Origin of the sequence: Paenibacillus sp. 2TAB23, from assembly GCF_052115165.1 — a bacterium.
Classification (GTDB): Bacteria; Bacillota; Bacilli; order Paenibacillales; family Paenibacillaceae; genus Pristimantibacillus.
Map to the genome: position 1 here is coordinate 51439 of NZ_JBFRGD010000009.1, position 26193 is coordinate 77631.

25 protein-coding genes and 1 pseudogene are annotated in these 26193 nt (G+C 47.8%); 5 read left to right on the plus strand and 21 right to left on the minus strand.

Features of this window, described 5'->3' with window-relative positions:
- Positions 1-26: 26 nt before the first annotated feature.
- The 6 genes from AB4Z29_RS14615 to AB4Z29_RS14640 all read right to left on the minus strand — a co-directional run bounded on the left by AB4Z29_RS14615 (position 27) and on the right by AB4Z29_RS14640 (position 8339).
- Positions 27-884, minus strand: a complete 858-nt coding sequence (locus AB4Z29_RS14615) for a carbohydrate ABC transporter permease (protein ID WP_441943778.1) — start codon at positions 882-884, stop codon at positions 27-29.
- Positions 885-887: 3 nt separating this feature from the next.
- Positions 888-1862, minus strand: coding sequence for a carbohydrate ABC transporter permease (locus AB4Z29_RS14620; protein ID WP_441943779.1), 975 nt, complete (start codon positions 1860-1862; stop codon positions 888-890).
- A complete protein-coding gene (locus tag AB4Z29_RS14625) occupies positions 1859-4825 on the minus strand; it encodes an extracellular solute-binding protein (RefSeq protein ID WP_441943780.1) in 2967 nt (988 codons plus the stop codon). Before AB4Z29_RS14625 ends, AB4Z29_RS14620 begins: the two co-directional genes overlap by 4 nt.
- Positions 4822-5952 carry an ABC transporter ATP-binding protein gene (locus AB4Z29_RS14630; protein ID WP_441943781.1) on the minus strand — a complete coding sequence of 377 codons (1131 nt, stop codon included), beginning with the start codon at positions 5950-5952 and terminating at the stop codon, positions 4822-4824. The genes AB4Z29_RS14625 and AB4Z29_RS14630 overlap by 4 nt, the downstream gene beginning before the upstream one ends.
- A 277-nt stretch (positions 5953-6229) precedes the next feature.
- Positions 6230-7084, minus strand: coding sequence for an NAD-dependent epimerase/dehydratase family protein (locus tag AB4Z29_RS14635; RefSeq protein ID WP_441943782.1), 855 nt, complete (start codon positions 7082-7084; stop codon positions 6230-6232).
- Positions 7085-7115: 31 nt separating this feature from the next.
- The gene (locus tag AB4Z29_RS14640; RefSeq protein ID WP_441943783.1) at positions 7116-8339 is read right to left on the minus strand and encodes an enolase C-terminal domain-like protein; all 1224 of its coding nucleotides are present in this window, start codon (positions 8337-8339) and stop codon (positions 7116-7118) included.
- Positions 8340-8513: 174 nt separating this feature from the next.
- Between AB4Z29_RS14640 and AB4Z29_RS14645 the strand changes: the two genes are divergently transcribed.
- Together AB4Z29_RS14645 and AB4Z29_RS14650 are read left to right on the plus strand one after the other, a co-directional pair.
- Complete coding sequence (locus AB4Z29_RS14645; RefSeq protein WP_441943949.1) at positions 8514-8894, plus strand: Y-family DNA polymerase; 381 nt, start codon at positions 8514-8516, stop codon at positions 8892-8894.
- Positions 8895-9119, plus strand: a complete 225-nt coding sequence (locus tag AB4Z29_RS14650) for a hypothetical protein (protein ID WP_441943784.1) — start codon at positions 8895-8897, stop codon at positions 9117-9119.
- A 451-nt stretch (positions 9120-9570) separates the two neighbouring features.
- Here AB4Z29_RS14650 and AB4Z29_RS14655 read toward each other — a convergent pair whose 3' ends face one another.
- The 9 genes from AB4Z29_RS14655 to AB4Z29_RS14695 form a co-directional block, all read right to left on the minus strand.
- Positions 9571-9960 (minus strand): MarR family transcriptional regulator, encoded by a 390-nt coding sequence (locus AB4Z29_RS14655; RefSeq protein WP_441943785.1) that lies wholly within the window; start codon positions 9958-9960, stop codon positions 9571-9573.
- A 132-nt stretch (positions 9961-10092) separates the two neighbouring features.
- Positions 10093-11007 carry a DMT family transporter gene (locus AB4Z29_RS14660; RefSeq protein WP_441943786.1) on the minus strand — a complete coding sequence of 305 codons (915 nt, stop codon included), beginning with the start codon at positions 11005-11007 and terminating at the stop codon, positions 10093-10095.
- A 100-nt stretch (positions 11008-11107) separates the two neighbouring features.
- Positions 11108-12607 carry a monooxygenase gene (locus AB4Z29_RS14665; protein ID WP_441943787.1) on the minus strand — a complete coding sequence of 500 codons (1500 nt, stop codon included), beginning with the start codon at positions 12605-12607 and terminating at the stop codon, positions 11108-11110.
- 17 nt (positions 12608-12624) lie between these two features.
- Positions 12625-13029, minus strand: a complete 405-nt coding sequence (locus AB4Z29_RS14670) for a RidA family protein (RefSeq protein ID WP_441943788.1) — start codon at positions 13027-13029, stop codon at positions 12625-12627.
- A 21-nt stretch (positions 13030-13050) separates the two neighbouring features.
- Positions 13051-13431: a hypothetical protein gene (locus AB4Z29_RS14675; RefSeq protein WP_441943789.1), complete on the minus strand. Its 381-nt coding sequence runs from the start codon at positions 13429-13431 to the stop codon at positions 13051-13053.
- Positions 13432-13437: 6 nt separating this feature from the next.
- On the minus strand, positions 13438-13797 hold the full coding sequence (locus AB4Z29_RS14680; RefSeq protein WP_441943790.1) for a hypothetical protein: 360 nt from the start codon (positions 13795-13797) through the stop codon (positions 13438-13440).
- Complete coding sequence (locus tag AB4Z29_RS14685; protein WP_046233181.1) at positions 13797-14123, minus strand: nitrile hydratase; 327 nt, start codon at positions 14121-14123, stop codon at positions 13797-13799. Before AB4Z29_RS14685 ends, AB4Z29_RS14680 begins: the two co-directional genes overlap by 1 nt.
- 31 nt (positions 14124-14154) lie before the next feature.
- Positions 14155-15144, minus strand: coding sequence for a carbon-nitrogen hydrolase family protein (locus AB4Z29_RS14690; RefSeq protein WP_441943791.1), 990 nt, complete (start codon positions 15142-15144; stop codon positions 14155-14157).
- A 160-nt stretch (positions 15145-15304) separates the two neighbouring features.
- Positions 15305-16084, minus strand: a complete 780-nt coding sequence (locus AB4Z29_RS14695) for an IclR family transcriptional regulator (RefSeq protein WP_441943792.1) — start codon at positions 16082-16084, stop codon at positions 15305-15307.
- A 278-nt stretch (positions 16085-16362) separates the two neighbouring features.
- Here AB4Z29_RS14695 and AB4Z29_RS14700 point away from each other — a divergent pair, with 278 nt between their 5' ends.
- Complete coding sequence (locus tag AB4Z29_RS14700; RefSeq protein WP_441943793.1) at positions 16363-17091, plus strand: alpha/beta fold hydrolase; 729 nt, start codon at positions 16363-16365, stop codon at positions 17089-17091.
- 162 nt (positions 17092-17253) lie between these two features.
- Here AB4Z29_RS14700 and AB4Z29_RS14705 read toward each other — a convergent pair whose 3' ends face one another.
- From AB4Z29_RS14705 to AB4Z29_RS14730, 6 genes are read right to left on the minus strand one after another with little or no spacing between them, the layout of a single operon-like run.
- Positions 17254-18087: a PIG-L deacetylase family protein gene (locus tag AB4Z29_RS14705; protein ID WP_441943794.1), complete on the minus strand. Its 834-nt coding sequence runs from the start codon at positions 18085-18087 to the stop codon at positions 17254-17256.
- A complete protein-coding gene (locus tag AB4Z29_RS14710; protein WP_441943795.1) occupies positions 18084-18923 on the minus strand; it encodes a PIG-L deacetylase family protein in 840 nt (279 codons plus the stop codon). The genes AB4Z29_RS14705 and AB4Z29_RS14710 overlap by 4 nt, the downstream gene beginning before the upstream one ends.
- Positions 18916-21189: a helix-turn-helix domain-containing protein gene (locus tag AB4Z29_RS14715; RefSeq protein WP_441943796.1), complete on the minus strand. Its 2274-nt coding sequence runs from the start codon at positions 21187-21189 to the stop codon at positions 18916-18918. The genes AB4Z29_RS14710 and AB4Z29_RS14715 overlap by 8 nt, the downstream gene beginning before the upstream one ends.
- A gap of 35 nt (positions 21190-21224) precedes the next feature.
- Positions 21225-22742 (minus strand): extracellular solute-binding protein, encoded by a 1518-nt coding sequence (locus AB4Z29_RS14720; RefSeq protein ID WP_441943797.1) that lies wholly within the window; start codon positions 22740-22742, stop codon positions 21225-21227.
- A gap of 35 nt (positions 22743-22777) precedes the next feature.
- Positions 22778-23671 carry a carbohydrate ABC transporter permease gene (locus AB4Z29_RS14725; RefSeq protein WP_441943798.1) on the minus strand — a complete coding sequence of 298 codons (894 nt, stop codon included), beginning with the start codon at positions 23669-23671 and terminating at the stop codon, positions 22778-22780.
- Positions 23672-23693: 22 nt separating this feature from the next.
- Positions 23694-24602 (minus strand): ABC transporter permease, encoded by a 909-nt coding sequence (locus AB4Z29_RS14730; protein ID WP_441943799.1) that lies wholly within the window; start codon positions 24600-24602, stop codon positions 23694-23696.
- 217 nt (positions 24603-24819) lie between these two features.
- On the opposite strand from AB4Z29_RS14730, the pseudogene AB4Z29_RS14735 reads away from it, so the two are divergent.
- Positions 24820-25161, plus strand: a pseudogene (locus AB4Z29_RS14735) (ATP-dependent DNA ligase); the annotation flags it as partial.
- Between the two features lie 386 nt (positions 25162-25547).
- Positions 25548-26183 (plus strand): MOSC domain-containing protein, encoded by a 636-nt coding sequence (locus AB4Z29_RS14740; protein WP_441943800.1) that lies wholly within the window; start codon positions 25548-25550, stop codon positions 26181-26183.
- Positions 26184-26193 lie beyond the last annotated feature (10 nt).

Consider the following 26193-nt stretch of genomic DNA (forward strand, 5'->3'; position numbering starts at 1 on the left):
GTTACGACTTCCTTTGCTTAATGGAATTACTTGATGCCGGAATGAACCATCGTCTCGAGCACTCTTCGCTGGAAGAGCAGGAATATAATTAGGTTGGGCACGAACATGAGCAGTCCAGCGGCTGCGGCAACATTCTGGCCCGCGACGCTGTTCTGAAGTCCGCTCAGCAGGCTGTTGACATAGAAGGCCAGCGTCCTCATCGTTTCCTCTTGCATGAACAGCGTGGAGGTTTCCACATCGCCCCATACGCCTTGAAAAGTGAAAATGGAGATCGTTGCTATGGCTGGCGTGGACAACGGCAATACGATCTTGGCGAATATGCCGAGATGGCTTGCGCCATCGATCTTCGCTGCCTCCAGCAGCTCGCCTGGAATTTGGGATATGAAGCCGACCAGCATGAACACCGCGATCGGAGAAGCCAGTGCCGGCAGGATATGGCCGAAATACGTATTGTTTATGCCTAGCCCGCTTATGATCAAATACCGCGGTATCCCGACCGTCTCCGGTGCGAACATCAAGGATAACGTAATGAGCGCAAGGATCAGCTGTTTGAAATGGAATTGATATTTGGCAAGCACGTACCCCGCCATCGTGCTCACGATAATGACAGCGCCAAGCGTCAAGCCCGCAACGATAAGGCTGTTGAACAAATACCGGGTGAACGGTACCGTTGCATTCGACGCATGGAGAATGAGCGATTCGAAATTGCGCATCGTCGGATTCTGAACGAGAAACCGCGGCGGGAACAGGAACAGCTCATTTTGCGGCTTGAACGCATGGTTGAGAATGAAGACGATCGGCAGGGACATGAACGCGGCAAGCGCGGTAAATACGGTCACCAGAATGACTTGAAACGGCGTTATGTTGCGAAATTTCCGAAGCATCGTTTACAGCTCCTCCTTTGATCCGAACAGCCGGTAAGCGAATCTCATGGCGAAATAGCTGAAGATAAGCAGCATAACCGAGACCGCGGAAGCGTAACCGAGCTCGAAACGGATAAAAGCGTAATCGTCGATATGGTTGATGATCAAATGCCCGGAGTAAGACGGCGTAATTGCCATCCCCGTAAGCTGGGTGGAAATGCCGCCCGCCTTCAGCGTGCCGACGATCGACATGACGGCGCTGAACAGCATCTGCGGCTTCATCGACGGAATCGTAATGTAGAACACTTCCTGCAGCCTGCTGGAAATGCCATCGATTCGGCCCGCCTCGTACAGCTCGCGGTTCACCGTCTGAAGTCCGGCCAGCATGGCTAGAAAGCCGACGCTGAAGCTTACCCATAGCGACACAATGATCATAATGTTGAGCAAATATTTCGGGTCCTGCAGCCAGATTACCGGGCTGTCGATCCAGCCCATTCCGAGCAGGAAGTTGTTGAAATAACCGACGCGGTCGCCGCTGAAGGCAGCGATCCATACGACCGACAAAGCAACTCCTCCCGCCATCGAAGGGGCATAGAAGGCAAGCGTGTAGTAGTCGCGAATACGAATCGGCAGCTGGTGAATGAGCCAGGCGAACACAAAAGCCAAAATATAGCCGCCAGGCCCAACGATCAGCGCGAACAGAAACGTATTCGGAATGGCCTTCGTCAGGAAAATGATATCCTGCGTGAATAAGCTGATATAATTGGCTACCCCAATAAAGCGCAGCGAGCCGAATCCGTCATAGGACGTAAAGCCGAGCGTCGCCGCCATAATGACCGGAATGACGATGAAGAGCAGGAAACAAATGAGGAACGGCGCAAGAAACAGATACACAAAGGCATCGCGCCGTATCTCTCGCCAGAATCGATTCCATTTCGCCCGCAACGCCGTCGCTTTCGGCTTCGGCCTCTCTAGGCTGGGAGCAAGCTGCGTATTCATTTCTGCAATTCCTCCCATTCGTAAGGTTTCGTAATTTGCGGAATATGAAGATCATCACCGGCCTTAATGCCGAAGTTGCCCTGCCTCCGGTCCATCTCCCGCTGCAGCGACAGTTGCGCCTGCTCCAGCGATTCCTGCGCCGGAATTCCCTCCATTACGGTTCGGTTCCATGCAAATTCCATCTCGCGCGTCAGGAAATAATAGCCGGGTACGTAAGGCATGTTTTTCGCCCACCTCGCCTGCTCCTGAAGCGCTGCCAAGTCCTCACTCGGCCAGGTTAGCGCTCTCATCGCATCGGTATTGGCCGTGTTCCATCGGAACTCGATGCCATAGAACGATTCGATGTCCTTCGCATACTGCGATTGCACATTCTCGGATGTCCACCACTCGAGGAAGGCCCATGCATCGTCCTTCCGCTCGCTTTTCTTCATCATCATCGCGGCGGAAATGCCCTGCGGCGACCAACGCGCCACTTCGCCATCGCTTTGCATCATGCCCGGAAGCGGCGCAATCTTCCAATGCCCCGTAATTTCCGGAGCTGCAACGAGCAGCTGTACATACGTATTGAAGTCCGAAATGCCGATCGGGATATCGCCGTCGCGGAAATGCTGGAAAAACGCCGGGATATCGATAGGCAGATTATATTTGCGGTAAAGCTCCGTCCAGCGGTTGAACGCCTGCTGGCCGGCATCGCTGGACAGCGTTCCCTTGAGCCCATCCGGCGTATAAGCCTCTGCCCCATTCTGGAAATAAAGAGTGGAGAAATCGCTTTTCGGATAGTTCATGGTCATCCCGTTTTCCTGAAGCGTCGGCAAGATGTCGAATACATCCTCCCATGTATCCGGCGCCTTTAACTGCAAGCCTTCCAAAATATCAGTCCGGTAAAAAAGCATTTGGAAGTTCTGCACCTCCGGCAGTCCATATATGCCTCCGTCATAGCTAAGCGAGCGGCTAACGCCAGGAATAAACCGATCAAAAACAGCTTCGAATCCAGGAAATCCGGAAAGCTCCTGCGCGGCATCCCTCATGGCAAAGTCGGCTGGCGTCGATTCGCCCACGCCAAGCGCAAGATCCGGCACATCCCCGGCTGCATTGCCGAGTATGAGCATATTGGGATTCGTCATCAGGTTAATATTGACTTCTATTCCGGTCCGCGGCGTGAAGTCCTGATCCACCATCTCGCGCAGCAGCTCCACGTAATCGCGTCCGCGCTGCACCCAAATGGTGAGCGCCTCCTTGCGGTTATGCTTGCGCGTATCGTAATCCATATAGAAGGAGCGTCCAAAGTCGGCAATTGAATAAGGAATGCGAGACAGCGTGCTTGCCGTCTTAAGCCCCGTCTCCGCTTCCGGCGTGCGCACGACGATATAATCGAGCAGCAGCGGCTGCTGCGTCAGCGTCGCCATCCAAGTTCCAATATTATTCTGAATCGTAGAGAAGTCATTGATTTTGTTCGGAATCTCGTTGACATCCTCGAGCATATCCTCAAGGATGGCGACGGAGCCCTTAATCGCTTCCGCCAAATCGGAATCCTTTTTGTTCAATCCGTTTATATAATTGCGGATATCCGTAAGCTGGTTCACAATGCCGGCCATCTTCTGCTCGACATCCGGTTCAAGCCTGCGCATATCCCATGTCCGCGTGGAATCGGTATTGGCATCAAAGCCCGATTTGCTGTAATTGCCCGTCAACAGCCGGATATGGCGATCGAATGCGGCAAGCTGGCCCAGCGTCTCCTTTAGTGCCAGATAGACTGGCTGGACCATCGAAGAATCGACTGTCATGCGAAGCGTGTGCGATCCCTTTTCGAGATAAAAGCGAAATGGCGTTTCTTCCTCATTGGCAAGCGTTCCGATGACGAATTCTTTCTCTGTCGGAATGCCGTAATGAAGCAGCTCTTGGAAAGGTATTTTCCCGTCGATCGAGATCGTCCGGTACGCCTCGAAGCCGTTTCGATAGTTTTGGAACGTTTTGAGATCGAGTTCATACCAGCCGTCAGCCGGCACATTCAGCTCCCATTCCACCCATTCACCCGGCAGACGCCATCTTTGCCCGCCAAGCACGTTATAGGTAATGCGTCCTTTCGGATCGGGCGAAATGTAAGGCTCCGACCAGAAATCCGTCTGGATGGCCAAGCTCGACTTCTGCTTGAACTGCTCCGCTTCAATGATGCTGGACCAGCCTAAATGCTCTGCGTCAGCTGGCAGCTCCGCTTCAGGCGGATGTAAGCGCTTGTAGTTTTCGTAACTCGGTATGTCTTCCTTCGGCTTGAAGGTTAGCACACGTAGCGCAACCGGCTCTCGCACGCCAACCAGCCGCAAGCGATGCTCGCCCTGCTCCAGGTGATAGAGCAGCGGCTCCGATGACGCGGATAGTACGCTTGCCGCTTTCATGCTCCACCCTGCCAGCTCTTGTTGGGGCGGTCTGATTTGCTGACCGATTTCATTGCGGTCATAAGGGAATTTCGAATCCTTCCATAGCCGCTCCAGCTCGATGCGTCCAGATTCGACGAAGGGATATTGCCCATCAATCTGAACGCCGCGTACGACGGAGGCATTCCCCCCCGCAAGCGGCTTGTAATCGACATGCAGCTCATACCAGCCGGACTTTGGTGCTAGGAACGCCCATTCGATCCAGCCCTGCTCATTCTCCCATCGGATAGCTCCTTGCTCCTCCGTATCCTTATGGAGAACCGCCTCGTCCGCCGCCGCTGCATACTCCGCCGCCTTGATCGCTATCGGCTTCAAGGCTTCATCGACCGCTGCTGCATCCGGATGCTCCAGCATCAGCTTCGCATAGGGCAGCTCCTCAGGCTTGCTCTCGAAGGATAACAGCTTCTCCGTGCTGACGGAGGTTGCATGCAGGACCGGCTCGCCTGCCGTTATCCAGCGCAAGCCTGCGAATAAGAGCGCCAGAGCCAGAGTCAAACGAAGCAAGGTGCTCAGCATCCTCATCCTCTTCATGCTTCCGTTCCTCCAGCAGCCAAGGATACTCCGGTTTCCTCATCGAAGAAGTGAACCTTGTTCATGTTGAAGCCGATGACCAGCTTTTCTTCCTTCTCATACACCGTTTCGGGCTCCGTTCTCCCGATCACTGTCTTCTCGCCAACCTTGACGTACACATAGGAGTCTGCGCCTGTTACTTCTGTCATCTCTACCAAGCAGCGCGAGAACTCATCTTCCTGCATGCCCTGCTCCTCGCGCTTCAACTGCACATGCTCCGGGCGTACGCCCATCACGCAATTGCGAAGCGAGCCCGGCTTTGCAGTGAAATGGCGATAGTACCGTTCAGGAACGAGCAGCTTTAACCGTTTGTTCAGGAAATAATAGCTTCCGTTCTCCCGCACGAGACTGCCTTCCAAAAAGTTCATTTGCGGGGAGCCGATAAATCCGGCTACAAACAGGTTGGCCGGCTCATCGTAGAGCTGGCGCGGCGGTGCAACCTGCTGAATGACGCCGTCCTTCATGACGACAATCCGCGTCCCCATCGTCATCGCTTCCACCTGATCATGCGTCACGTAAACCATCGTCCGCTTCAGGTCGCTTTGAAGCTTGATGATCTCTGCACGGGTTTGGGCGCGCAGCTTGGCATCGAGGTTGGACAGCGGCTCATCCATAAGGAACACCTGCGGTTCCCTGGCAATGGCGCGGCCAAGCGCCACACGCTGCTTTTGTCCGCCCGACAGCTGGCTCGGCTTGCGTTCCAGCAAATGGGAGATCTCTAATATTTTGGCGACGCGATTTACCCGCAGCTCGATTTCATGCTTCGCTGTTTTGCGAAGCTTAAGTCCGAGCGCGATATTCTCGTATACGGTCAGATTGGGATATAGGGCATAATTCTGAAATACCATTGCAATGTCCCGATCCTTAGGCGAGACATAATTCACGAACTTCTCATCAATGTACAGGTCGCCTTCGGTTATTTCCTCCAGGCCCGCGAGCATTCTCAGTGTTGTCGATTTGCCGCAGCCGGACGGACCGACAAGCACCAGAAACTCTCCTTCCTCAATCGAAAGGTGGAAATCGTTGACCGCCGGACGCGACTCCCCTTTATAGTGCTTGTAGACATGGCTGAACGTAATGCTTCCCACCCACACTCACCTCTCGTAACTTTTTTCTTCCTCTTGCTACCACTAATGTTAACGCATCGCGCTTGCGGCAAATATGAGGCGATATTTTCTTTTACAGTCAAAATTTAGCCTGTAAAGGCGGATTCTCATGATCTAACACCCTCTATAAGTAAGCGCTTACGGTTTAGCTCAATTTGCTTGTGCCGCCTATCATAAATAACGATCCCGACCTTGTTGTTCCAGCAATCACAAAAAAGGAGGAAAAGGCAGTCTTGCTCGCCTCCTCCTCTTATCTCTTCTAAACCTGCTGACTTGGTTCTACGGTATCCGCCCAAGAATGCTTGGGACGCCAGCCAAGCACGTCCTGCGCCAACCGGTTGCTCACAATAGCGGTCCGCCCTTCAAAGGAGCTGCGAAGATCCGCAACCTCCGGATAAAACTTCTCAAGCAGCCGTACGGTTTCCCAGTCGCTAAGCGTATCGCTGCTCGTAATATTGAGGCTGATCGCCCCGCGGTCCTCGACTTGCAAGGCCGCAATACATGCGCTCACCGCATCGCGTATATCGATATAGCTCCACATAATATTTTTAAACGCTTCCGGCTTACTGATTGAAAGACGCTTGTAATCGTCAGGCTTCGTTATCATGGAGAAGCGCAGCGAGATCGTCTGCTGCCCGTTTCTGCGGTCGAACATCTCAGCGGTCAGCTCATTCACTACCTTGGATAAACCGTAGCATTCCTGCGGCTGCTGAGGGTGTTCCTCATCGAGCGGCAAATAATCGGGATCGAAGGGCTGCGGCGCCCAAGCAAAGCCATAAGAGGATTCGCTTGAGCCCATGACGACCTTTCGAATGCCGAGAATCGAAGCCGCTTCCAAAATATGATAGCCCGCAATCGTATTGTTCGCGAAGATATACGGGGTAGTGTGAAAGAGCGGGGCAGGAATAGCCGCCAAATGAATGATGGCATCCGCACCATGAAGCGCAGCCACGACCTGTCCGAAATCACTCATCTCTACCTTTATCTGCTTGCAGCGCAGCTCATTCGATCGCTGGTTGTCCAGTGACACAACCTGGTAGCCCTGCTGCTGCAGCGATTGAATAACCGCGAATCCAAGCTTCCCGCTTCCGCCCGTTACTGCAATTGTTTTCATGCTGAATAACCCCTCCGTATATCGCTCATAGTTACGGACGTACCAAAGTGCCGTCCGCCTTGCGGTCTAGATGATAAGGATTATGATAGGCAGACCGGTTCCAGTCTTCGCCGACGAGAAGCCGTGCTTTCAGCTCATCCAGCTCTATGCCAAGTCCCGGCTTGTTGGAAGGATACAGGTATCCGCCCTTCCTTACGACATGCCCTTCGAAAGCATCCAGCTCCTCCGGCCTGAAGTGGTTGACCTCTTGAATCCCGAAATTCCAGACCGCCATATCCAAATGCACGGCGGCTGCTTGATTAACCGGATCGTTCTCCCCGCCTTCCTGCCAGGCTGTCCGTACGCCAAAAGCTTCGCATAGCGCAGCAATCTTACGGCACGCACTGATTCCGCCAGCCTTGGAGACGCGAACGCGGATGAAATCAATAAGACGTTCCTTAACAAGCTCCATCCACTCCTGCGGATTAACGAACAGCTCGCCTACCGCCTGCGGTGTCGCGCTTTGCTGACGCAGCTGCCGGTACCAGCCGATCTGCTCGGGAGCCAGCGCATCTTCCAGGAAAAACAAACCATACGGCTCGACGCGCTTCGCCAGCTGTATGGCATGAATCGGTGAGAGATGTTCATGCACATCATGCGTGAATTGGATGCCCATGCCGAATGCTACCCGAAGCTGCTCGAACATAGCCGGAATGGCATTTAAATAAGCATGCTCGTCAAATACTGGCCCACTCGTCCATGGACGCTCGGGAAGATTCGCTTTGCCCGCATCAATGAAGCCGCCTCCCCCGTAGCCGCCCATTTGAACGCGAATAACTGAATAACCTTCCTCCATATACCGCTGCACATCTTCCTTCAGTTCGCTGATATCCGAACCTCCAGCATGCCCGTAACAGGCAACTGCAGCACGGCTGGCTCCCCCTAGCAGCTGATAGATCGGCAATCCCGCTTCCTTGCCTTTAATATCCCATAAAGCCATATCGATGCCGCCGATTGCGGTATGCAGAATCGCACCGTTCCTCCAATAGCCGCTCATATACATCGTCTGCCATAAATCCTCAATATTAGCTGCGTCCTTGCCGATCAGCAGCGGCGCCAGCAATTGCTCGATAACCTGTACCACGGCCTCGGGATTGTAAACATCGGAAGCTGATCCGATCCCATAAAGCCCGTCTTGGTCCGTCTGAACTTTCACGATCGTCCAAGTACCGTTTTTACGCGTGCGTATGCAGGAAATCCCCGTTATTTTCGCCATGCCCTCACCATCCCTTTTTCGTATCACGTATAGTGTAAGCGAATGATGAAACGTTCCAAATGAGGCATCTTTAAACTTTCTGTCCTATTATTAGCCATTTCGTTACAAAGTCAGCTTCGCCTTCTCCCTCTCGTTGCGAATGATAGGCTCAGCCTATCGTTAGTTCCAAAACTCCTGAATCGTTTCGGACCAATGGAGTGTATTTCAATTTATTCCATTGATGAATTTTTTTACACGTATGACTCTCAGAGCCTGTTTGGTGACAAGTTGATGGCAGCCAAAACAATTCAAAAAACGCTTAAATCAGAGCTCGGTTTACCAACAGCCATAGGAATCGGACAGAACTATTTTCAGAGTATGAGCTGTCTTGATTGCATAAGTAAGCATAGTGAAGAGACTGGATATATCGCTGAGGTCACATACGAAACATTCCCTGACCTAATGTGGAAATTTCCAATTCGTGACTGCTGGGGAGTAGGACGACAAATGGAACGTAATCTTAACCGATTAGGAATTTATACGATTGGTGATTTAGCAACTGCCAATCTTCCCTAGATGAAAGCGAAATTTGGTGTCATTGGAGAACAACTCGTTCTTCATGCACGCGGAATTGATTTAACTAATCCCTATTTCAAACCTGAATTAGATCAAAATTCCATCACTCAGAAAGGTGTTGGGAGCGGCATTACTTTAATGCGTAATTACGAGGGTGAAGATATCCGTTGCTGGGAAGGAATCTTTCAATATCCCGCTTCAATCGATCATAAACATCCAGATTAAGCATTAAAGAGGTTTTACTATTTGATTAAAATTAATAGAATAAGGTAATTGAAGTGTTGCAAGGCGCGACAGCACTCAATGCAAAAGAGGCCTACTCTAAAATGTAGGGCTCTTTTTGTTATGTACAGTTATACGAAGGATAACCATTAAACTTCTGAAATCTCATCCTGCATTCTTATTAACCTCCAAGATATAAGGTAAATATAAGAGAAGGAGGGATATTTAATGTGTGGTCGGTTTACAATACGGAATCCAGGTCAACATCCTGGATTCCGTTTTCAATTCATTCTTCCATGAAAAATCCCTCTCGGTATTCATTCTGAGGAGGATTATCTCATAGGCAGTGAAGGGGACGTAGACGGGGAGGACTTAACGCTTACTGATTGTCCTCCGACACAAAATGGCATCTTGTTATAAACTGCCGTTGTTGTTCCTACACCGTACAAATTGCTTAATAATCCCATTCCGTCAAATCTTGCATTAGGTTTCTCGCAAAATTGAGCTGTTCATCTGTGTATTTATCCAAAAACTTCATAAAGCGCTCTTCAATTTCAAGATGGATTCGGTTGTGAATAAGATGAACTTTTTGGCCTTTTGGAGTCAAGCTATAATAAACTTCTTTTTTATTATCGTTAATCTGCTGTCTTTTTACCAGTTCAAGCTTCAACAGCTTTTTACTAATTCTTGTGATGGAGCCTTTCGTTAATCCGGTTTTTTCGGAAATGGAGGTTACATTGATCGGGGAGAAATCTCCGATACATGCAATTAGGTGAATATCCGACAGAGTCAGATTGCTCTTTTCGCCAAACTCCTTTTCGAAATTTTGCATCTCTTCGCGCATTCGGACTGCGAACTTGCTATCCCTCATTTCCTGTTGGCTAACAAGATGTATAAAGTTTTTGAATATCCACTGTTTAGATAGATCCGTTGGCTGCATCCGTTTCGTCCCCTCTATGCATGACTCTCCTCTCCATTATACATTATTGTTTCGCATAAAACATTCAGGGCGCCTTGATTTCGGAGTCCTCGTCGACAAGATAATCCCGCAAATGGTGACAAGGGCGCCAATTAGCTGAGCCGTACCTATTCTTTCGCCCGATAAGGCAGATATAGCCATTGTTGAGATGGGAACGATATTAAAGAACAAAGACGTTTTATTAGTGCCGATACGTGATATACCTTGATTCCACCATAAATAAGCTAGTACAGAGCAGAATAAAGCCATAAAGATCACGGCTAGCCATGCTTCCATGACCTTAGCTGAAGTGGCTTCCCCCGTCGTAATTGAAGAGTAAGGCAGAAAGAACAATGCACCTACTGCCATTGTTATGGCAGTTGTTGCAAGAGGTGAACCGTTGCCGACATATTTTTTACCGAGGATTCCATACAAAGACCAGAGTGCAGTTGCAAGCAATACGTATAAGTCACCTTTCGAGATTAATCCCAGTTCAGTCAGCAAACCATTCGTAAGCACTAATAACACTCCCAAGAAAGAGATCACGATTCCTCCAAGTTGACGAAAGTTAATTTTCTCCTTCAATATGAAAACAGACAGGCAAATCGTAAGCATCGGATTGGTAGCCGTTATTAATGATGTATTGATGGGGCTTGTAGCCTCTAACCCTTTAAACAAGAAAATATTCATTAAAAAGATCCCGACGATCCCCATTAGGAGATAAATCAGAGCATAGGGTTTGATCAATGACCAAGTGGGTCGCTCCTTTACCCAGTACAAAGCGAGAATGACCACACCAGCTATAATAAATCGCCAAGCTGCCACTTGTGTCGGGCTCATCACTTCTACAGCAATCTTTCCGGCGTTAAAGTTTGCTCCCCAAAAAATGGCTGATAATGTGAGAGTAATGTAAACGACAGGAACTTTCTTCATAATGACTCCCCCAATTAAAAAGCTTCTGCCCGGAAAGCTTTGTTAAAATGCTTCCGGGCAGAATATTGTTTCCCCAAAAACAATATAGGCAAAGAAAGGTTCAGCCTCTGCTGATTTGCTCAATTCCTTGCTCCATTCGGTTAATTAAATCGGCTTCGGTTGCAGAGATTGCCCATGCAATATATCCGTCCGGTCGAATCAATGCAGTGTGAACATTTTCCCAGCCTATGGCTTGTTCAGCCAAAGTTGCACTTACGAATTTGAAATGTTGGTGCTGCAGATTACTAACGATGTCTTTTGTAATATTATCCGAAGCTAGATTCAATAATATATACTTACCATCACGGAATAGCTCATAACTGCTGAAGACATCGCCATTCTGTGAAAGTAATTTTATCTCTGCAAATCGGCTGCCATTTAGAAGATGTGACGATACATTCTCTTGTTCGTTGTAATGAACATCCATGGCCGCAATTTGACAGGCTAAGCGATAGTTTGCATCCGGACTTTGTAACAAATCCGAAATCATTCTGCGAAGGTGAATCATTGTAGGTGAAAAATCGGTGCCGAACAATAGGGTTTGTACTCTTGTATTTCGAAGTAATGCCGTATTAACGGGGAAGCGTTCCGTATGGTAACTGTCCAGCAACACCTCGGGAGCCCATCCTTTCACTTCGGCAGCTAGTTTCCATCCAAGATTCATTGCTTCTTGCAAGCCCACATTCATTCCTTGTCCGCCGGCTGGGAAATGAATATGAGCGGCGTCCCCCGCAAGGAACAGTCTTCCTTCCCTATAGCGCTCCGCTTGACGGGTTGCATTGCCGAAACGAGTCATCCAGTTGGGATCGGAAATCCCGTAGTCATCCCCTAACATGCGGATCATACCCGAGCGCAATTCTTCCAAAGTAACGGGCTCGTCCTTCGGTATTGAATTTCTTTCCGGATCGATAAAGACGACACGGTGCAACTCCTTCGAGACGGGGACAATCATAATCATTCCTTTTTCATTAAAGCTGGAAACGACGCTCGTTTTCGGCGGATTTTTAAATACGACATCCCCTTGAACCGCAGTAAGTGTTGCATCCGTTCCGTTAAAGGCAATGTTGGCCTGCTTTCGTACAATACTGCCTGCTCCGTCGGCGCCAACCGCATAAGCTGCCGTTAATGTAATTTGACCGCTAGCTCCGGAAGCAATAACTTCGACAGAATCGGAGCTCTGAGTTACCGATAATACTTCCATTCCGCGGCGAATATCGGCGCCAAGTTCCTTCGCTCTCTGTTCTAGCACCTTTTCCGTTTCCGACTGGGCGATAAACAAGGAATAATTAGAGGAAGAGTCGATGACTGTAAAGTCCAACCGAGTTTCCAAACCTGCAAAATGGCCTGTAGGGAGAGGTTTGCCAATCTTCAACAATTCCGATTTCAATCCCCGCAAGTCCAACATCTCTAATGTACGGGGATGGATGCTAAGTGCCCGCGAGTAAGGCGTAGTGGCTTCTAGTTTTTCCAATACGCAAACCTTAACCTCAGCCAATGCCAGTTCCTCAGCCAACATCATTCCAACGGGTCCTCCACCAATTACAATAACGTCATAATTCATTCTTATTTGCTCCTCTCTTAGTGTGAAATGGATACGATAGCATCGACTTCAACTAACCATTCCTCAAAGCCAAGCGCCTGAACGCCTATAAAGGTGCTTGCCGTAAGCGGCCACTGGTCGCCGAATACTTCAAAGCCTGCTCTAAAGATCGAATCAACCAACTCGGGCTTATGGTTCACGACATGAATTTTCATTTGTACGATATTCTCCGGCCCGGTCGCAATTGCTTCCAATGCGAGCTTTACGTTAGTAAACACTTGCTTTGCCTGCAGCCCGTAGTCCCCCTCTCCGATAAGCTCTCCTTTTTCATTTAACGCGACTTGCCCGGAAATAAAGGCTAGCTGAGAAACAGGAGCAACGACGATTTGCGATATCAGACTCGTCACTGTACTCGTAAGGGTATCGGGATTTATTTTCTTCATATGAAATCCTCCAATTTATCGTTATAGCAAATAAGTTAAATCCTGTTCCACCGTAAACTGCCTAACCATAAAATGCTGATTATCCGTCTGTTGCCAGACATAATGATGAATGGCTTGCTCCTCTCCCTTAACCATCCGATATATGAGCGAACAAATGTCTCCATATTCGGATATTCCTAAAAATTCGATTTTATTCAGACCGGGAAGTGACAACTTCTGTTTTTTCAATTGGAGAACTTTATGAAGAAGTTGCTCTCTAGAAATAAGGATAAGCTGTCCCTTGAGATCGGTTCGCACGCTTTCGAATTCAGAAGCATAAATACCTTCAAGCATTCGTACATCGAGTTGAATGCTCGCAGTAAAATAATCCTTCATCCTAAACGTAACATTCTTGTTTATCATTTTCATTTATTCTCCCAGAGAGCGATCGAGTACTTTAGAGCGCATATCTCGAAGTACCCAGGTTAAGGAATCATCGGGAATCAGATATCCCCCCACTCCGTCTGTAAACAAGATGTCATAGATACGGCGGCAAGCAGCATCCAATGCCTCATTGCCCGTATCTTCCTCTATGGGCGATGGAAGGAGGAGCGTAATGGTATCCGGTTCTTGGGAGATAATTTCAATTCGAAATTCCCCTTCAGGTACCGTGCCTGATCCAAAATACTCATCCAATCCTGCTTTTGGATCACTCATTAAGCGCTGGCGGGCAGCTTGATCTCGTTGAAGCAATCGGTAATGACCGGTAAAAATATCATGTTGATCCATTAGGGGTTATTCCTCCTGTAGCTTTGTCGCATCGCCAAGAGTTGTACTTTCAGCTTCTGAGGCATGATCCAGACGAACAACTCGGCACTCTGCCATAGATCCATTTGATTAATGACCGTATCGGCCTTTTCCGGTTCCTCTGAATAAGGCGGAATAACGTAGTATAGGGTGTCTCTCCTTTGTCTCCGAATGTCAAGCTTAACATTTCCGGGCACTTCTACCCCTATTTGCGCCAGCGCTCGATGCGGATCCGTTTCAATCATTTCAGCAAACAAAGGGTCTCTCCATGCGAGTTCGGTAATTTTCCGTTCAAGACTGCTATTCATGGTTTTAATTAGTCCTTTCCGACAATTGTTATTAGCTATTTTGAATAGCTTCGTAACCGATAACATTTGGCTTCAATTCGCCGATCACCTTTACGGGCTCATGAACGGATTTATCGAAAGTTAAGCTTAAGAAGCCGGGAGTGGAATAATGTCCCGCATGATCGATCAGGAATTTACCGGGAATGATTTGTTTGAGATCGATGTCCGCATACACGATACCTTCCTCGTTATGCTCTAGCGTATTGCTGATCACATGACCGTTCGGCCCGATGATCTTCGCGAAGCCGTATCCAATCTTCATATAATTTCTTTGGTACTCGGTTTCTCCGAGCATATCTCTCATTTCTTCTGTCCAAATCTGGGAAGTCAACAGACAGAAGGTTTGATTAGATATCGCGTAGTACTTCGTTGCAATTTCGCACACCTCGATGCTGAACAAATGGCCATCATATGGCAATCCTGTTGGCCAGGAGGCAACATGCACTTGTTCATTCATAGAAGCCATTGCCGAGAGATTTAGTGGGATGAGGTGCTCCCAACATTGCAACCCGCCGAGATTCCCATACTCCGTCTCGAACACGGACATCATGCTTCCATCGCCGTCGCCCCAGATCATCTTCTCCGCATTCGTTGCTTTTAATTTACGGTGTTTACCGATTAAGTCACCTTTAGGATTAAACCATAACTGCGTCAGGTATAAGGAACCGCGGTCTTTCTCGGTGACCGATACGCAGAAATAAACCTTGTTGCGTTTGGCCGCTTCAGATAACTTCCGAATAGATTTGCTTGGGATTTCAACGGAGTTCTCGAACAGCCTAATGTAATGCTTCATTCCATAGTCGGCATTGCCAAGCCATATCCACCAAGGGTATCCCGGTACGAACGCTTCCGGAAAAGCAATAACCTTAGCACCGTTAGCTGCGGCCTCATCCACGAGCCTGCACGTTTTATCAATCGTCGCATCCAGATCCAAATAGACGGCGGCAGCTTGAACGGCAGCTGCTTTGAAAGTTTGATTCATTTTTGAACAGCTCCTATTCTTTAGTTTTTTAGTTCACTATAAGTGAACGTTATACACTATTAGTGATCTGAGCCCATTATAATTTAACTTTGTTTCTCATGCAAGGAAAAGTTACATAAAAAAAAGACACTGCGGTCGATGAGCGCAGCGTCTTTTTTCCCTATGTCAGTTGATTGGTTATTTGATTAGCTTTTTCCTTGAGCTTGAGTACATTTATTGAGGATGGACTAGTATCGATTTCGCCAGTAAATCCGATGAGACAAAGTGCGGCAACCATGTTTCCCGTGTAGTCAAAAATCGGACTTGCTACTGACATGCTCCCAGGTATTCCGCCAAACAGCGTATTGCGAAAGGAAACTCGTTCCTCTCGAATCGTCTGCAATTCCTGCTTCACCATCTCCTCGTCAAGTTGATAGTTGTCGATCTCCCGTTGTATTAATGGCTGAACCTGCGAGAACGGAAGAAAAGCGGCAAAACACTTACCAAGGGCCGTCATCAACAATGGAAAGCGATAGCCGGCTTGAATTTCGACCTGTATCGGTTTATCGCTTCTTTCATATTCAGCAATTATCGGCCCTTCCTCGCTCCAGATGGCAAGCGCTACGGAATGATTGATTTGTTTGCTGAATTCTCGGATATGAGGTTTGGCGATTTTGACAACATCGAATTGTTGGAGCGCGACCAAGCCTAACTCGATTAAGGATGGCCCCATGGCGTAAGTCGAGTCTTTTTTATTCTGAATAAGAGCGCCGACTCTTGTAAAACTAACCAGGTATTTATGAATTTTATTCTTCGGCATATCCATTCTTTTGGACACTTCCGATACGGACAAGGGGGCTTTCGCCTCTTTAAAACATTTTAGTATAGAAAAAGCGATCTCTAGAGATTGGATTCCCTGAGAGGAGGAAATTAATCGATTTGGAGCTTCCATCTCTTTCATGCATTCACCCTGCCTTAAAGTAGTGTTCTAACCCATACATTTGTTGATGTTGTCTAAATAGTAATAGATTTGATATTTTTTCGCAAGGAAGGGACAAGGACGTTTATCTAGGCAACGCGCGGTGCTTTTCACCCCTCCCCTTTATTTGTGAACTAAGTTGACATCTGTTCTGAAAATAGTTGCAAAATTGATAAACGTCGTTATAATTATGTTAAAAACATTCACATATAGTGAACATACACACTAATGGTGAACAATAATAGGAGGGTGAACGTACTATGTTTTACGATGCAGAGATTTCAGAGAATCCATCGGTTGTCCTCATTCATGGTTCTTGGTTAGGGGGATGGAGTTGGAGAGAAGTCGCCAATCAATTGGCTGCCAAAGGGTATCGTGTTCTGGCTCCGACTTTAACTGGGCTTGGCGAACGCAAACATTTGCTGACTGGGGACATTAATTTATCCGTGCATATCGAGGATATTGTAAATCTTATATTGTTCGAGAACATTACGAACGTTGTGCTGGTCGGTCACAGCTATGGAGCAATGGTTGCTGCGGGAGCAGCAGATCGTTTGTTCGGTCGAGTCAGTTGCGATATCGTAATTGTAGACGGTTTTATTACCGAATCAGGCGAGTCTGTCGTAGACCATTATCCAGAAGTATATTCCCTCATGCAGCATTTCTTGTCATGGAACCCCTCCTTAGTTGAGCCGCCGCCTGTAGAGACATTTGGATTAAACGATACCGAAATCTCTGCAGCCATTACTCCCTTCCTAACCAGAATGCCGCTATCAACACATATGGAGAAACTCAACTACTCCTTGGAAAAACAAGCACAAATGTCTCGTTCTTATATTTGTTGCATGGAATTCCCAATGTTTCATCAAACGGCTTCTGAAGCAGCCGAACAAGGTTGGCGCAGTTTTGAAATTAGCGCAGGTCATCTGGCTCCAATTACTCATCCGAAACAAATTGCTGAATTAATCATTGCATCGATCCAATCATAACTTTATTTTCTCTGTTTTTTTACATGTAAGAAGAAACGCCTGACGGCGTCCATACTATAGACGCCATCGTTTCAGCGAAAAGTATAGAGAAGGGATGAATACAATCATATCCTTACCTATACGTCAAAATAAACCGCTGGGCTACTCACCCAGCGGTCCATATTAGTTTTGGCCGCGCAGCCTTGAAAGGAGCTCCAATCGCTGCTCCGCTAGCCCACCCGCATTATAATCCGCATATTCGAACGGCTCTGCGAATCTGACGTTCCCAGCCTCTTCAATTCCGTAATCCCGTTCAAGTGCCGGAAGCATTTCTTTCGATACTTGGAAGAACGTCGACCACCCTTCCAATATATACTGTCGCTTGCCTCCCCAATCATGCGGCACCGGTTTCGTCATCCCCTGCTCGAACGGGGCAAACTCATAGAACTGAGTAGCATGAGAGTGACATGCAAGCAGCTTCATCTCCAGCACTTGATCGATATCGATGACAATGTCCGCCTTATACGATGCGCGCATGGAGTAATCCGGCATCAGCAGATACAGCGGCGGCTCATCCAAGCAAGGCGTTTCAGGAACGATATTCGGCACTTTGGCTACGAATGCGGAAGCATCGGCGACGACCCGCCCCGCATATCGATTATCCGTATGCGTTCCACCTTCCGGATGAAAGGCAATAACGATATCCGCCTTCCATGAACGAATTCTCTGAATGACTGCTTCCCTTAGTTCCAACGTTGGAAGAAGCGCTCCGTCATGGTTGTCAAGGATCTCATATTCGGCAACGCCTAAGTGCTTAGCCGCTTCCATCGCTTCGGCAGCTCTTCGCTTGGCAAGCGCTTCGCCTGACATCTCATAGTGTCCAGCATCCCCGTTGGTCAAGGAGAGATATTTCACCTGATGGCCTCTTCCGGTCAACAATGCCGTCGTGCCCCCAGCGTAAATTTCGGGCTCATCCGGATGAGCCGCGATAACTATGACTCGAAGGACGTCCTTCACACGATCACCTCTTCCGTCAACTTCTCAATAAACACGCGAACCCGCCCTACTGTCGAACCTGAGTTGTAAGACGCGAGCTCGAACGGCTCAGCGTACTGAAAACGGCCCGCCTCCAACTCCCCGTACAATTCCACGAGTGCTGGTGTCATCTCTTTCGAAACGTGAAGAAAATCCGATAGGTCTCGCAGCAGCCACTCCCGTCTATCCTTCCAAACCGCGGGTACCTCATCAAGCCTTCCTTTCGTCCAAGGCTGATATTCGAAAAACTGCGACTCATGCGCGCCGCAGCCAAGCAGCTTGCTCTCTAGTGCTTCGTCGATTCCGACGACAATATCCGCGCTGTATTTCTTCTTCATGGAATAGTCCGGCATAAGCAAATAAAGCGGCGATTTGCGTAAGTATCTCGTATCCGGAACAACATTCGGAACAAACGCTACGAACGCCGCCGCATCGCTTACCGCCTTGCCTGCATACCGGTTGTCCGCATGGGCGCCCCCTTCCGGATGGAATGTAATGACGACATCCGCCTCCCATTCCCTAATCCGTTTAATAATGGCATTGCGCAGCCCAAGCGTCGGCAGCAGTGATCCGTCCCGGTTGTCGAGAATTTCGTAATTAGCAATGCCTAAGGCGGCTTGCGCTTTCAAAGCCTCCTCCGCTCTACGAAGCACAAGCTCCTCCCCCGATAATCGAAAATGGCCTCCGTCTCCGTTAGTAAGCGACAGAAACTTCACCCGATGGCCGCGCCTTGCAAGCAGAGCTGACGTGCCTCCGGCATACTTCTCACCCTCGTCTGGATGCGCGAATATAACAATCACATTTAACGATTCACTCATTCATAATAGCTCCCTTCAGATTCGAACGGTAATCGCTCGGCGTAACGCCTACTTCTTTTTTGAACACGGTAAAAAATGTGCTTCTTGATTGGAACCCCGATTGTGCAGCAATCTCGGCAATCGTCTTGTTGGTTTGGACGAGCAAATATTTGACGAGCTGAATGCGCTCATTCAGGATATAACCCGCAACCGTAATCCCAGTCCGCTCCTTGAATAGTGTGCGGGCATAATTGACGGATAGTGATACATGATTCGCCATTTCATCGATCGTTAACATGGGATTGTGAATGTTAAGCCTCAAATATTGAAGCATTTCCTCCACTCGCTCGTCTCTTCTGTCACCCGCGCGGCACTCATACAAGTTGCCTATAATAACTTCAGTATCTTCCTTCAGCTTATCCATCGCTTCATCCAGCGTGTTAAATCGATCCAGCTCCGAGCGAATGCCGTTCATACTAGAGGAATTCATTACTTTGCCAAATGCCTTGTACAAGTGATAGATCAGGAATGTCAGTTGCAGCTTACACTCGTCATAAGACATTTGGCGCAGCCTGTTCCCAGCTTCGTCCAGCAAGTGCTTCGCCTTATCGGTCTGTCCAAGCCGAATGGAGTCAATGAGCCCTGGTGGAATTGCGTTATCCGGTAATGGTATCGAGCTTCTTGCTTCGTTTTCGTAATCTGATTCTTGGTAAATACGGCTTTTTCCATCGATAAAGCTAAGCGTTGCAAGCTGAAAAGCCTTGTCGTAGACAGCTTTCATGTCGCAGTCCCGCTTCTGGAGCTCACTTAATCCAACGGTCAGATTTAGCTTCAGCCACTTGTGCACACGGTCATTAATTTCTTCGAAGCAGTGAGGCAGCTCCTTCTTATACCCTTCAGCACTGACTCCGATAATAAAGACGAGGTGATTACCACCAAAATCAATGCTTTCTACCTTCCATGCCTTGTGGTCAAAGGTCTCGCAGGCGATATTGACGATCGTGCCCTTAAGCGTTTTGCGAGAGGAGAAATCATATTTCTCGGATAACGCCATATAGGAATCGATTCTGCATACAGCAACAACGATGCTGGTGTAATCCAGAATCGTACTAGATTCTTGAAGCCGCTTGCGGGCCGGGCCTTCCAGCTTGCCCTCATTGACCCACTCGCGCAGGTCATCTTCCTTCTGCCTAAGCCGTCCATCCTGAACCGACTGGCTTAACTGCTCAATCCTCTCCGAGAGAATTCCGAAGCCTTGCTGAATTTGATGAACCTCGTTCTTCGGCAGCAGCCTTCTTCTCCAGCCGCTGTCCGCAGCCATTTCGACCATGCTGGATATTTGCCTTGCCAACTGGCTGACGGGACGATGATAGCTTCTCGCATTCCAAAACAAGATCACGATAAGCGATAGCAATAACCCGAGAAACGAATACAAAATTTTGTGCTTGAAAGATTCCACATTGCGGAACCAGTCGTCCATTCTTGCCGAGTAATATATCGTCCAGTCTTCAACGCCTGCCAGATCATAGGAGACGATCCACTGGCTGTCTTGGACGCTTGTTCGGAATGTTTCTTTGCGCTGTTTCTTGCCCTGCTCACTCAGCTGATGGAGCAGTCCCACGTCGGATTGGCCAATAATGGGCTCACCATTGCCATCTGCCACATGAATGAATACGCCGCTATCCTTGTTTAGCTGCAGCATCGACTTCTGAATGGCATCGCTGTTCAACCGAATAACCAGAAAGCTCTTCGAACGGTCTTTCTCAAGTCCGAACGGCAGCAGGATAGCAAGACCTTTGTGTCCTTGGAACAGCAGCTTTGTCATACGGAAATAATTCGGGGATTCTCCTTGCACGAACTCTTCCATGCCATCAATCAGCATTTCATACGCCGGAAGCATCCCCGTATCGTAATCAAATACGCGTCCCAGATTGGCATTGTACACAACAACGGATTCGATGAAAGGCTCATTAACGAGCCTTTTCTTTAGTAATTGCACCATGCCGTTGAGCACGAAAGGATCTTCTTCCCGCAATTGTACCCATGTCCTGATTTCCGGCTCTTCGTATAGGCTTAGCGTTACCCGCTTTAGGCGGTCGAACGTAAAGACGAGATTTTCTTTCGTTTGTTCCAGCTTATAACGGTCATTTCGCTCAAGCTCCTGCGAAGCATACTTGGAATACTGGTTCGATAAATAGAAGGAGAAGGGAATAACGGTCATGCTGAACAAAATCACCAATATAAGAAATACGTGCAAATAAGCCTCAGCTTGGATGTATTTACGCATGTGTTCCTCCCCTCTCCCTCTGTTCCACTATGACGCTACTTGTTCAGGAAATCGTCGATTTGTTTTTGCCCTTCTTCCTGAATTTTTTTGAGCGCAGGGCCGGCCTTCTCGGCAAACTCCTTCCAATACGTATCCAGATCAACCGCACCGTTGTATATCGGCAGCAAATACTGATTTTCCAACGCGTAAAATTGGGACAGCTCGTTCTGAACGGCACTGGTATCAAAGTTAAAGCCTGTCAGCACATCGACCGTAAAGTTGTCCGCATTCATAATAAACCGATTTAGCTCGATAGCGGAGGGCTCTTGGCTGGCGTCGAGCCGGTCGAATTTCGGATTCCAAATCCAGTCATACGGGAACCATGGGTATTTGTCCGGCGTCAACATCCTATACTGCTGATCCCCTGCATCTTCCCAGTTCACGCCCTTGATTCCATACGCAAGCAGGTCATAATTTTCTTGAGAGGCGTTAGCCCAATCTAGAAATTGAATCGCTTCTTTTTTGTGTTTGCTCGATTTCGGAACGGTCATGAAATTCCACTGCTTGAACGTTGACGAATTTTTACCCGGCGTCGGATCGAATAGTGTGTACGATTCAAGATCCGAACCTGGCAAGTTAGAGAGCAGCTTCTTGGCCAGATCAGCTTTTAAGCCAAAATCCGTCGCTAAGTAAACTGCCGTAGGATGAGTCGTCACCCAGTTATCGGGGTCCTTGATCGCCATCACGTCTGGATTAATAATTTTGTCGCGATAAAGATTGCGTGCATTCTCGATCGCGCTCCAAATCACCGGGCTAGGATCGTCCAGCATATTGCGAATAATCGGCGAATTCGGAGCCCTATAGAGGATGAAATCAGTCAACATCGGCGTCATCATAACATCTGTTCCTTGCGCTAATCGGAAATGCACCTCGGACATTGGAATTTGCGTTTGCGGCGTCATTGGTGTGATGTCAGGGAACTGCTGCTGTACCTTTCTAGCGAACGAAATAATATCATCATAAGATTGCATAGGCGGCAAATCGAGCTTCTCTCTTAAGTCTTTGCGAATATAATAGGTCGTCGGTTTGTAGAACGAATTTCCGAGCGGGATCGCGAGCACTTGGCCGTTAATTTTGTTTGCGTCCCACATTTGCTGCGGGCGCGCCGCCACTATATTTTTGCCGTATTCGTTTAGCAACTCCTCTAGCGGCTCATAATAACCTGCTGACGCCATGCTGTCTAGATGCATCCAAGGGGCTTCGAACATCAGGTCGACCGGCTCACCGCTCGTAAGCATAATCTGCGTTTTCTGATGAATGTCCGACCAGGAGGAGAAGATGACGTCGAGCTTTACATTGAGCGTACCCTTAATTCTATTCTCGATTTCCGCGATAACCTTATCCATATCGGCAGGACGATCGCCTGGCATCACAATCTTCAGCGTCACGGGATCTGAAGAAGCCTTCTGTTCATGATTTCCGTTACCGGGCTCTTCCCCCGTATTACGCGAGCAAGCGGTAATGAGCAAAGTGATGATAAGAAGCAGAGCACTTAGTTTGGGCCATTTTGTCATATCGTTAACCTCCACTGGTTTTATCCCAACATCTATTAACCTTTTACCGAACCAATCGTTAATCCTTTTACGAAGTACTTCTGAATGTAGGGGTACAGGAATACGATTGGACCAATCGTCAAGCAAACCGTCGCGAGCCGTACACCTTGATTTGGCAATCCCCCTCCATAAGAGCCGGGGCTGCCTTGAATGTATGACAAGATATTGAGATTGGAAATGAGCTGCCTAATCATGAGCTGAAGCGGCTGCAGTTTGTAATTGTCGACAAACAGCAATGCCAGCCACCAGTCGTTCCAATAAAAAATCGCATAAAACAAACTGATCGTCGCGATCGCCGGCACTGAAATCGGCCACATGATGCGAAAGAAAATCCGATAATCCCCCGCTCCGTCCATGACTGCCGATTCGTAGATTTCGAAGGGCAGCGTACGGAAGAATGAGACTAAGATGAACGTGTAGAATGGGTTAATCAGCGATGGCAGGATCATAGACCATATGCTGTCCTTGAGTCCCAACCACATCGAAATCACAATATAGAAGCCGACAAGCCCGGTACCGAACAGAATCGTAAAATAAGTAAAAAACGCCAACTGGTTTTTGAACTTGATTTTCGGATGGGCCAGCACGTATGCGAACATGGAGGTAATGAGTACAGCTAACACAGTACCTACGATCGTCACGAATAACGTCACACCGTAGCTATAATAGATTTGATTGCCCGTTAGCAAATATCGGTAAGCATCGAGAGACCATTTGCTCGGCAAGAGACTAAAGCCGTTCAGACCGAGTACGCTTTCGGAAGCGAACGAGTTCACAATAACAAGCCAAAAGGGAATAAAAGAAAATAAAGCGAACGACATAACTGTCACATATACAGCGGTCATGACTAATTTGTCGGAGGCGCCTATTTTTTTGATAGTATTTAGCATGGCGATTAGCCCTCCTTCCTTTCTAGAAGATGCTCGATTCCTTGTCGATCTTCCGTACGATGAGGTTAAATACGCAGATCGTAACCAAGCCTAGCACGGATTGGTATAGCCCGATAGACGAGGACATACCGAAATTACCCAACTGACGTAAAGCGCGGTATGCATACGTATCGATTACGTCCGTCGTCTCGTATAGGACGCCATTGTCTCCAACGAGTCCGAAGATCATGCCGAAATCCCCGTAAAAGATACGTCCAATTGCTAGCAATGTAAGCACAATAATCGTCGGGCGAAGAAGCGGCAGCGTAATATGCCTAATGCGCTGCAGCCTCGTTGCTCCGTCTATTTGGGCGCTCTCATAATACTCCGGCGAAATGCTTGTAATGGCAGCCAAATAGATAACAGCCTGGTAGCCTGCCGTCTTCCATACACTAATGATCGTTAATATGGCCGGCCAATAGTGAGGCAGGCTGTACCAAGATACCGCATCCATGCCTAGCTCCTTCAACGAACGGTTTATTAAGCCATCCGAGGTGTTAAGCAGAGAGAACAGCATCATGCTTACGACCATCCAAGATACGAAAAATGGAAGAAACGCCATCGATTGCGCGACTCTCTTGAAGACGACTTGCCTAATCTCATTAAGAAAAATGGCTAGAATAACTGAGATGACAAGACCGAACGCAATGAACAATGCATTAAGAAACAGAGTATTGAACGTCACTCGCAGCCAGTCGCTTCCACCGAAGAAAAACTTGAAATTATCGAGCCCCGTCCAAGGGCTCCCCCAAATCCCGTCAAAGTAATTGTAATTTTTGAACGCAATGACATGACCGAACATTGGTAAATAAAAGAAAATAATAAGCACCAGCAAGCCCGGAACCGCCAACGAATACAAGACGCGATTGCGCATAATTTCTCGAAACACCATTTTAGTTTCACCCCCTTCATAACGTTATGATAACGTCATGTTGGGGTCACAATATAGTTCCCGATTCAATGATTCGGTTCAGATTTCATGGATTCCAGAGAAATTCGTACATTTCGAGTCACTATTAATAACATAAAACTAACATCAAAATTCATATCCTGCAATTTAAACTTAATGAAGTACCTTTCCCGAAACTCTCAAAGAAGATTTCAAAGCTGTAATGAAGAGAATTAACACCACTAAAAGAACAGAGATTGCAGCTAGATCAAATCCGATAACATACATTGTTTTCGATATATTAAAACATCGTGGAAAGTCTGTAATGATTATGCCGCTCCTCGAACGAAAGCAGCTGCTAGATGAGGTGACTGTTAATCAACCACATTTAAACAAATTATTTTATATACAAGAAAAAGGAATTGAGCTCTTCGAAAAAATCAAACAATTTGAACTTGAAGGTATGATCGGGAAGTCCAAAGATTCACGGTATTACTCAACGGACGGGCAACCTAGTGTTCGTCCAAAAGACGTATGGCTGGTATATAGCAATCCCTACTGATGATTGTAAAATTCAGAAATGTTGGTCTGATGGAATTTGGAGCTTCACTTGATCATAAACAGGCTTTTTATCAGATTGCAAAAACAATCATAACCAAGGAAATCAAAGATGTCGTATGGGCAAAGCGATTGATTCGATGCAATGTAAAGCATAGAGGGTTTTTGAGGAGCGGGAATTTTATGACACCGATATTTGTAGATTTATCCTATAGTTGCTTGATTCCTCTTAGCGGAGCTTTACCTTACACTCAGACCGCGCAAATGAAATTCCACTACTGTGCTCATAATAGATAAATCTATTCAATAATCAGTTTTATGCAGTAAATCAAACTAGACTAGCGCGGCTGTACTGAAGCGCTAGTCTCGCTTTAGAATTAGTGCGAACTCGTGGAGCATAAAAATAAAGATGTCCTCACAGCCATTTACAAAAAGCCTGTCCATCGCGATGCCTTTTTATCGAAACTAAATTTCGAGGGAGACGGACAAGCGGATTTGGAGCATCATGGCGGTACGGACAAAGCAGTCTGCGTATATCCTATCGAGCATTATGCCTATTGGGAGAGCGAGCTCGGAGCCCAGCTTAGTCCTGGAGCTTTTGGCGAGAATCTTACGACAAAGGGCATGCTTGAATCTCAATTATGCATAGGAGACATATTCCGATTGGGTGAAGCGATCGTACAAGTGAGTCAGCCTAGGCAGCCCTGCTTCAAGCTTTCTATTAAATTTAATATGCCCACTCTCCCGCTTTTGGTTCAAACGACAGGCTTCACCGGTTATTATTTCCGTGTGCTTCAGGAAGGTTTAGTACCGAGCCAAGCAGAGCTTTCCTTAATCGAACGTAACCCAGACGCCTCCCTTACGGTCTCATTCGCCAACCGCATCATGCACATGGACAAGCAAAATAACGAAGCCATTGATCAACTGCTTGCAAACCCCGCGCTATCCGCAAGCTGGAGAAAAACATTTACAAAGCGCAGAGCTGGACAGCTTACGGACAGCTCGGCCAGACTGAACGGCAAATGATGGGCAGTCC

Bases quoted from the DNA above. Each gene is read 5' to 3' on its own strand.
- AB4Z29_RS14615 (WP_441943778.1), bottom strand. From the start codon at position 884: ATGCTTCGGAAATTTCGCAACATAACGCCGTTTCAAGTCATTCTGGTG.
- AB4Z29_RS14620 (WP_441943779.1), bottom strand. From the start codon at position 1,862: ATGAATACGCAGCTTGCTCCCAGCCTAGAGAGGCCGAAGCCGAAAGCG.
- AB4Z29_RS14625 (WP_441943780.1), bottom strand. From the start codon at position 4,825: ATGAAGAGGATGAGGATGCTGAGCACCTTGCTTCGTTTGACTCTGGCT.
- AB4Z29_RS14635 (WP_441943782.1), bottom strand. From the start codon at position 7,084: ATGAAAACAATTGCAGTAACGGGCGGAAGCGGGAAGCTTGGATTCGCG.
- AB4Z29_RS14640 (WP_441943783.1), bottom strand. From the start codon at position 8,339: ATGGCGAAAATAACGGGGATTTCCTGCATACGCACGCGTAAAAACGGT.
- AB4Z29_RS14650 (WP_441943784.1), top strand. From the start codon at position 8,895: ATGAAAGCGAAATTTGGTGTCATTGGAGAACAACTCGTTCTTCATGCA.
- AB4Z29_RS14655 (WP_441943785.1), bottom strand. From the start codon at position 9,960: ATGCGCGAAGAGATGCAAAATTTCGAAAAGGAGTTTGGCGAAAAGAGC.
- AB4Z29_RS14660 (WP_441943786.1), bottom strand. From the start codon at position 11,007: ATGAAGAAAGTTCCTGTCGTTTACATTACTCTCACATTATCAGCCATT.
- AB4Z29_RS14665 (WP_441943787.1), bottom strand. From the start codon at position 12,607: ATGAATTATGACGTTATTGTAATTGGTGGAGGACCCGTTGGAATGATG.
- AB4Z29_RS14670 (WP_441943788.1), bottom strand. From the start codon at position 13,029: ATGAAGAAAATAAATCCCGATACCCTTACGAGTACAGTGACGAGTCTG.
- AB4Z29_RS14675 (WP_441943789.1), bottom strand. From the start codon at position 13,431: ATGATAAACAAGAATGTTACGTTTAGGATGAAGGATTATTTTACTGCG.
- AB4Z29_RS14680 (WP_441943790.1), bottom strand. From the start codon at position 13,797: ATGGATCAACATGATATTTTTACCGGTCATTACCGATTGCTTCAACGA.
- AB4Z29_RS14685 (WP_046233181.1), bottom strand. From the start codon at position 14,123: ATGAATAGCAGTCTTGAACGGAAAATTACCGAACTCGCATGGAGAGAC.
- AB4Z29_RS14690 (WP_441943791.1), bottom strand. From the start codon at position 15,144: ATGAATCAAACTTTCAAAGCAGCTGCCGTTCAAGCTGCCGCCGTCTAT.
- AB4Z29_RS14695 (WP_441943792.1), bottom strand. From the start codon at position 16,084: ATGAAAGAGATGGAAGCTCCAAATCGATTAATTTCCTCCTCTCAGGGA.
- AB4Z29_RS14700 (WP_441943793.1), top strand. From the start codon at position 16,363: ATGTTTTACGATGCAGAGATTTCAGAGAATCCATCGGTTGTCCTCATT.
- AB4Z29_RS14710 (WP_441943795.1), bottom strand. From the start codon at position 18,923: ATGAGTGAATCGTTAAATGTGATTGTTATATTCGCGCATCCAGACGAG.
- AB4Z29_RS14715 (WP_441943796.1), bottom strand. From the start codon at position 21,189: ATGCGTAAATACATCCAAGCTGAGGCTTATTTGCACGTATTTCTTATA.
- AB4Z29_RS14720 (WP_441943797.1), bottom strand. From the start codon at position 22,742: ATGACAAAATGGCCCAAACTAAGTGCTCTGCTTCTTATCATCACTTTG.
- AB4Z29_RS14725 (WP_441943798.1), bottom strand. From the start codon at position 23,671: ATGCTAAATACTATCAAAAAAATAGGCGCCTCCGACAAATTAGTCATG.
- AB4Z29_RS14730 (WP_441943799.1), bottom strand. From the start codon at position 24,602: ATGGTGTTTCGAGAAATTATGCGCAATCGCGTCTTGTATTCGTTGGCG.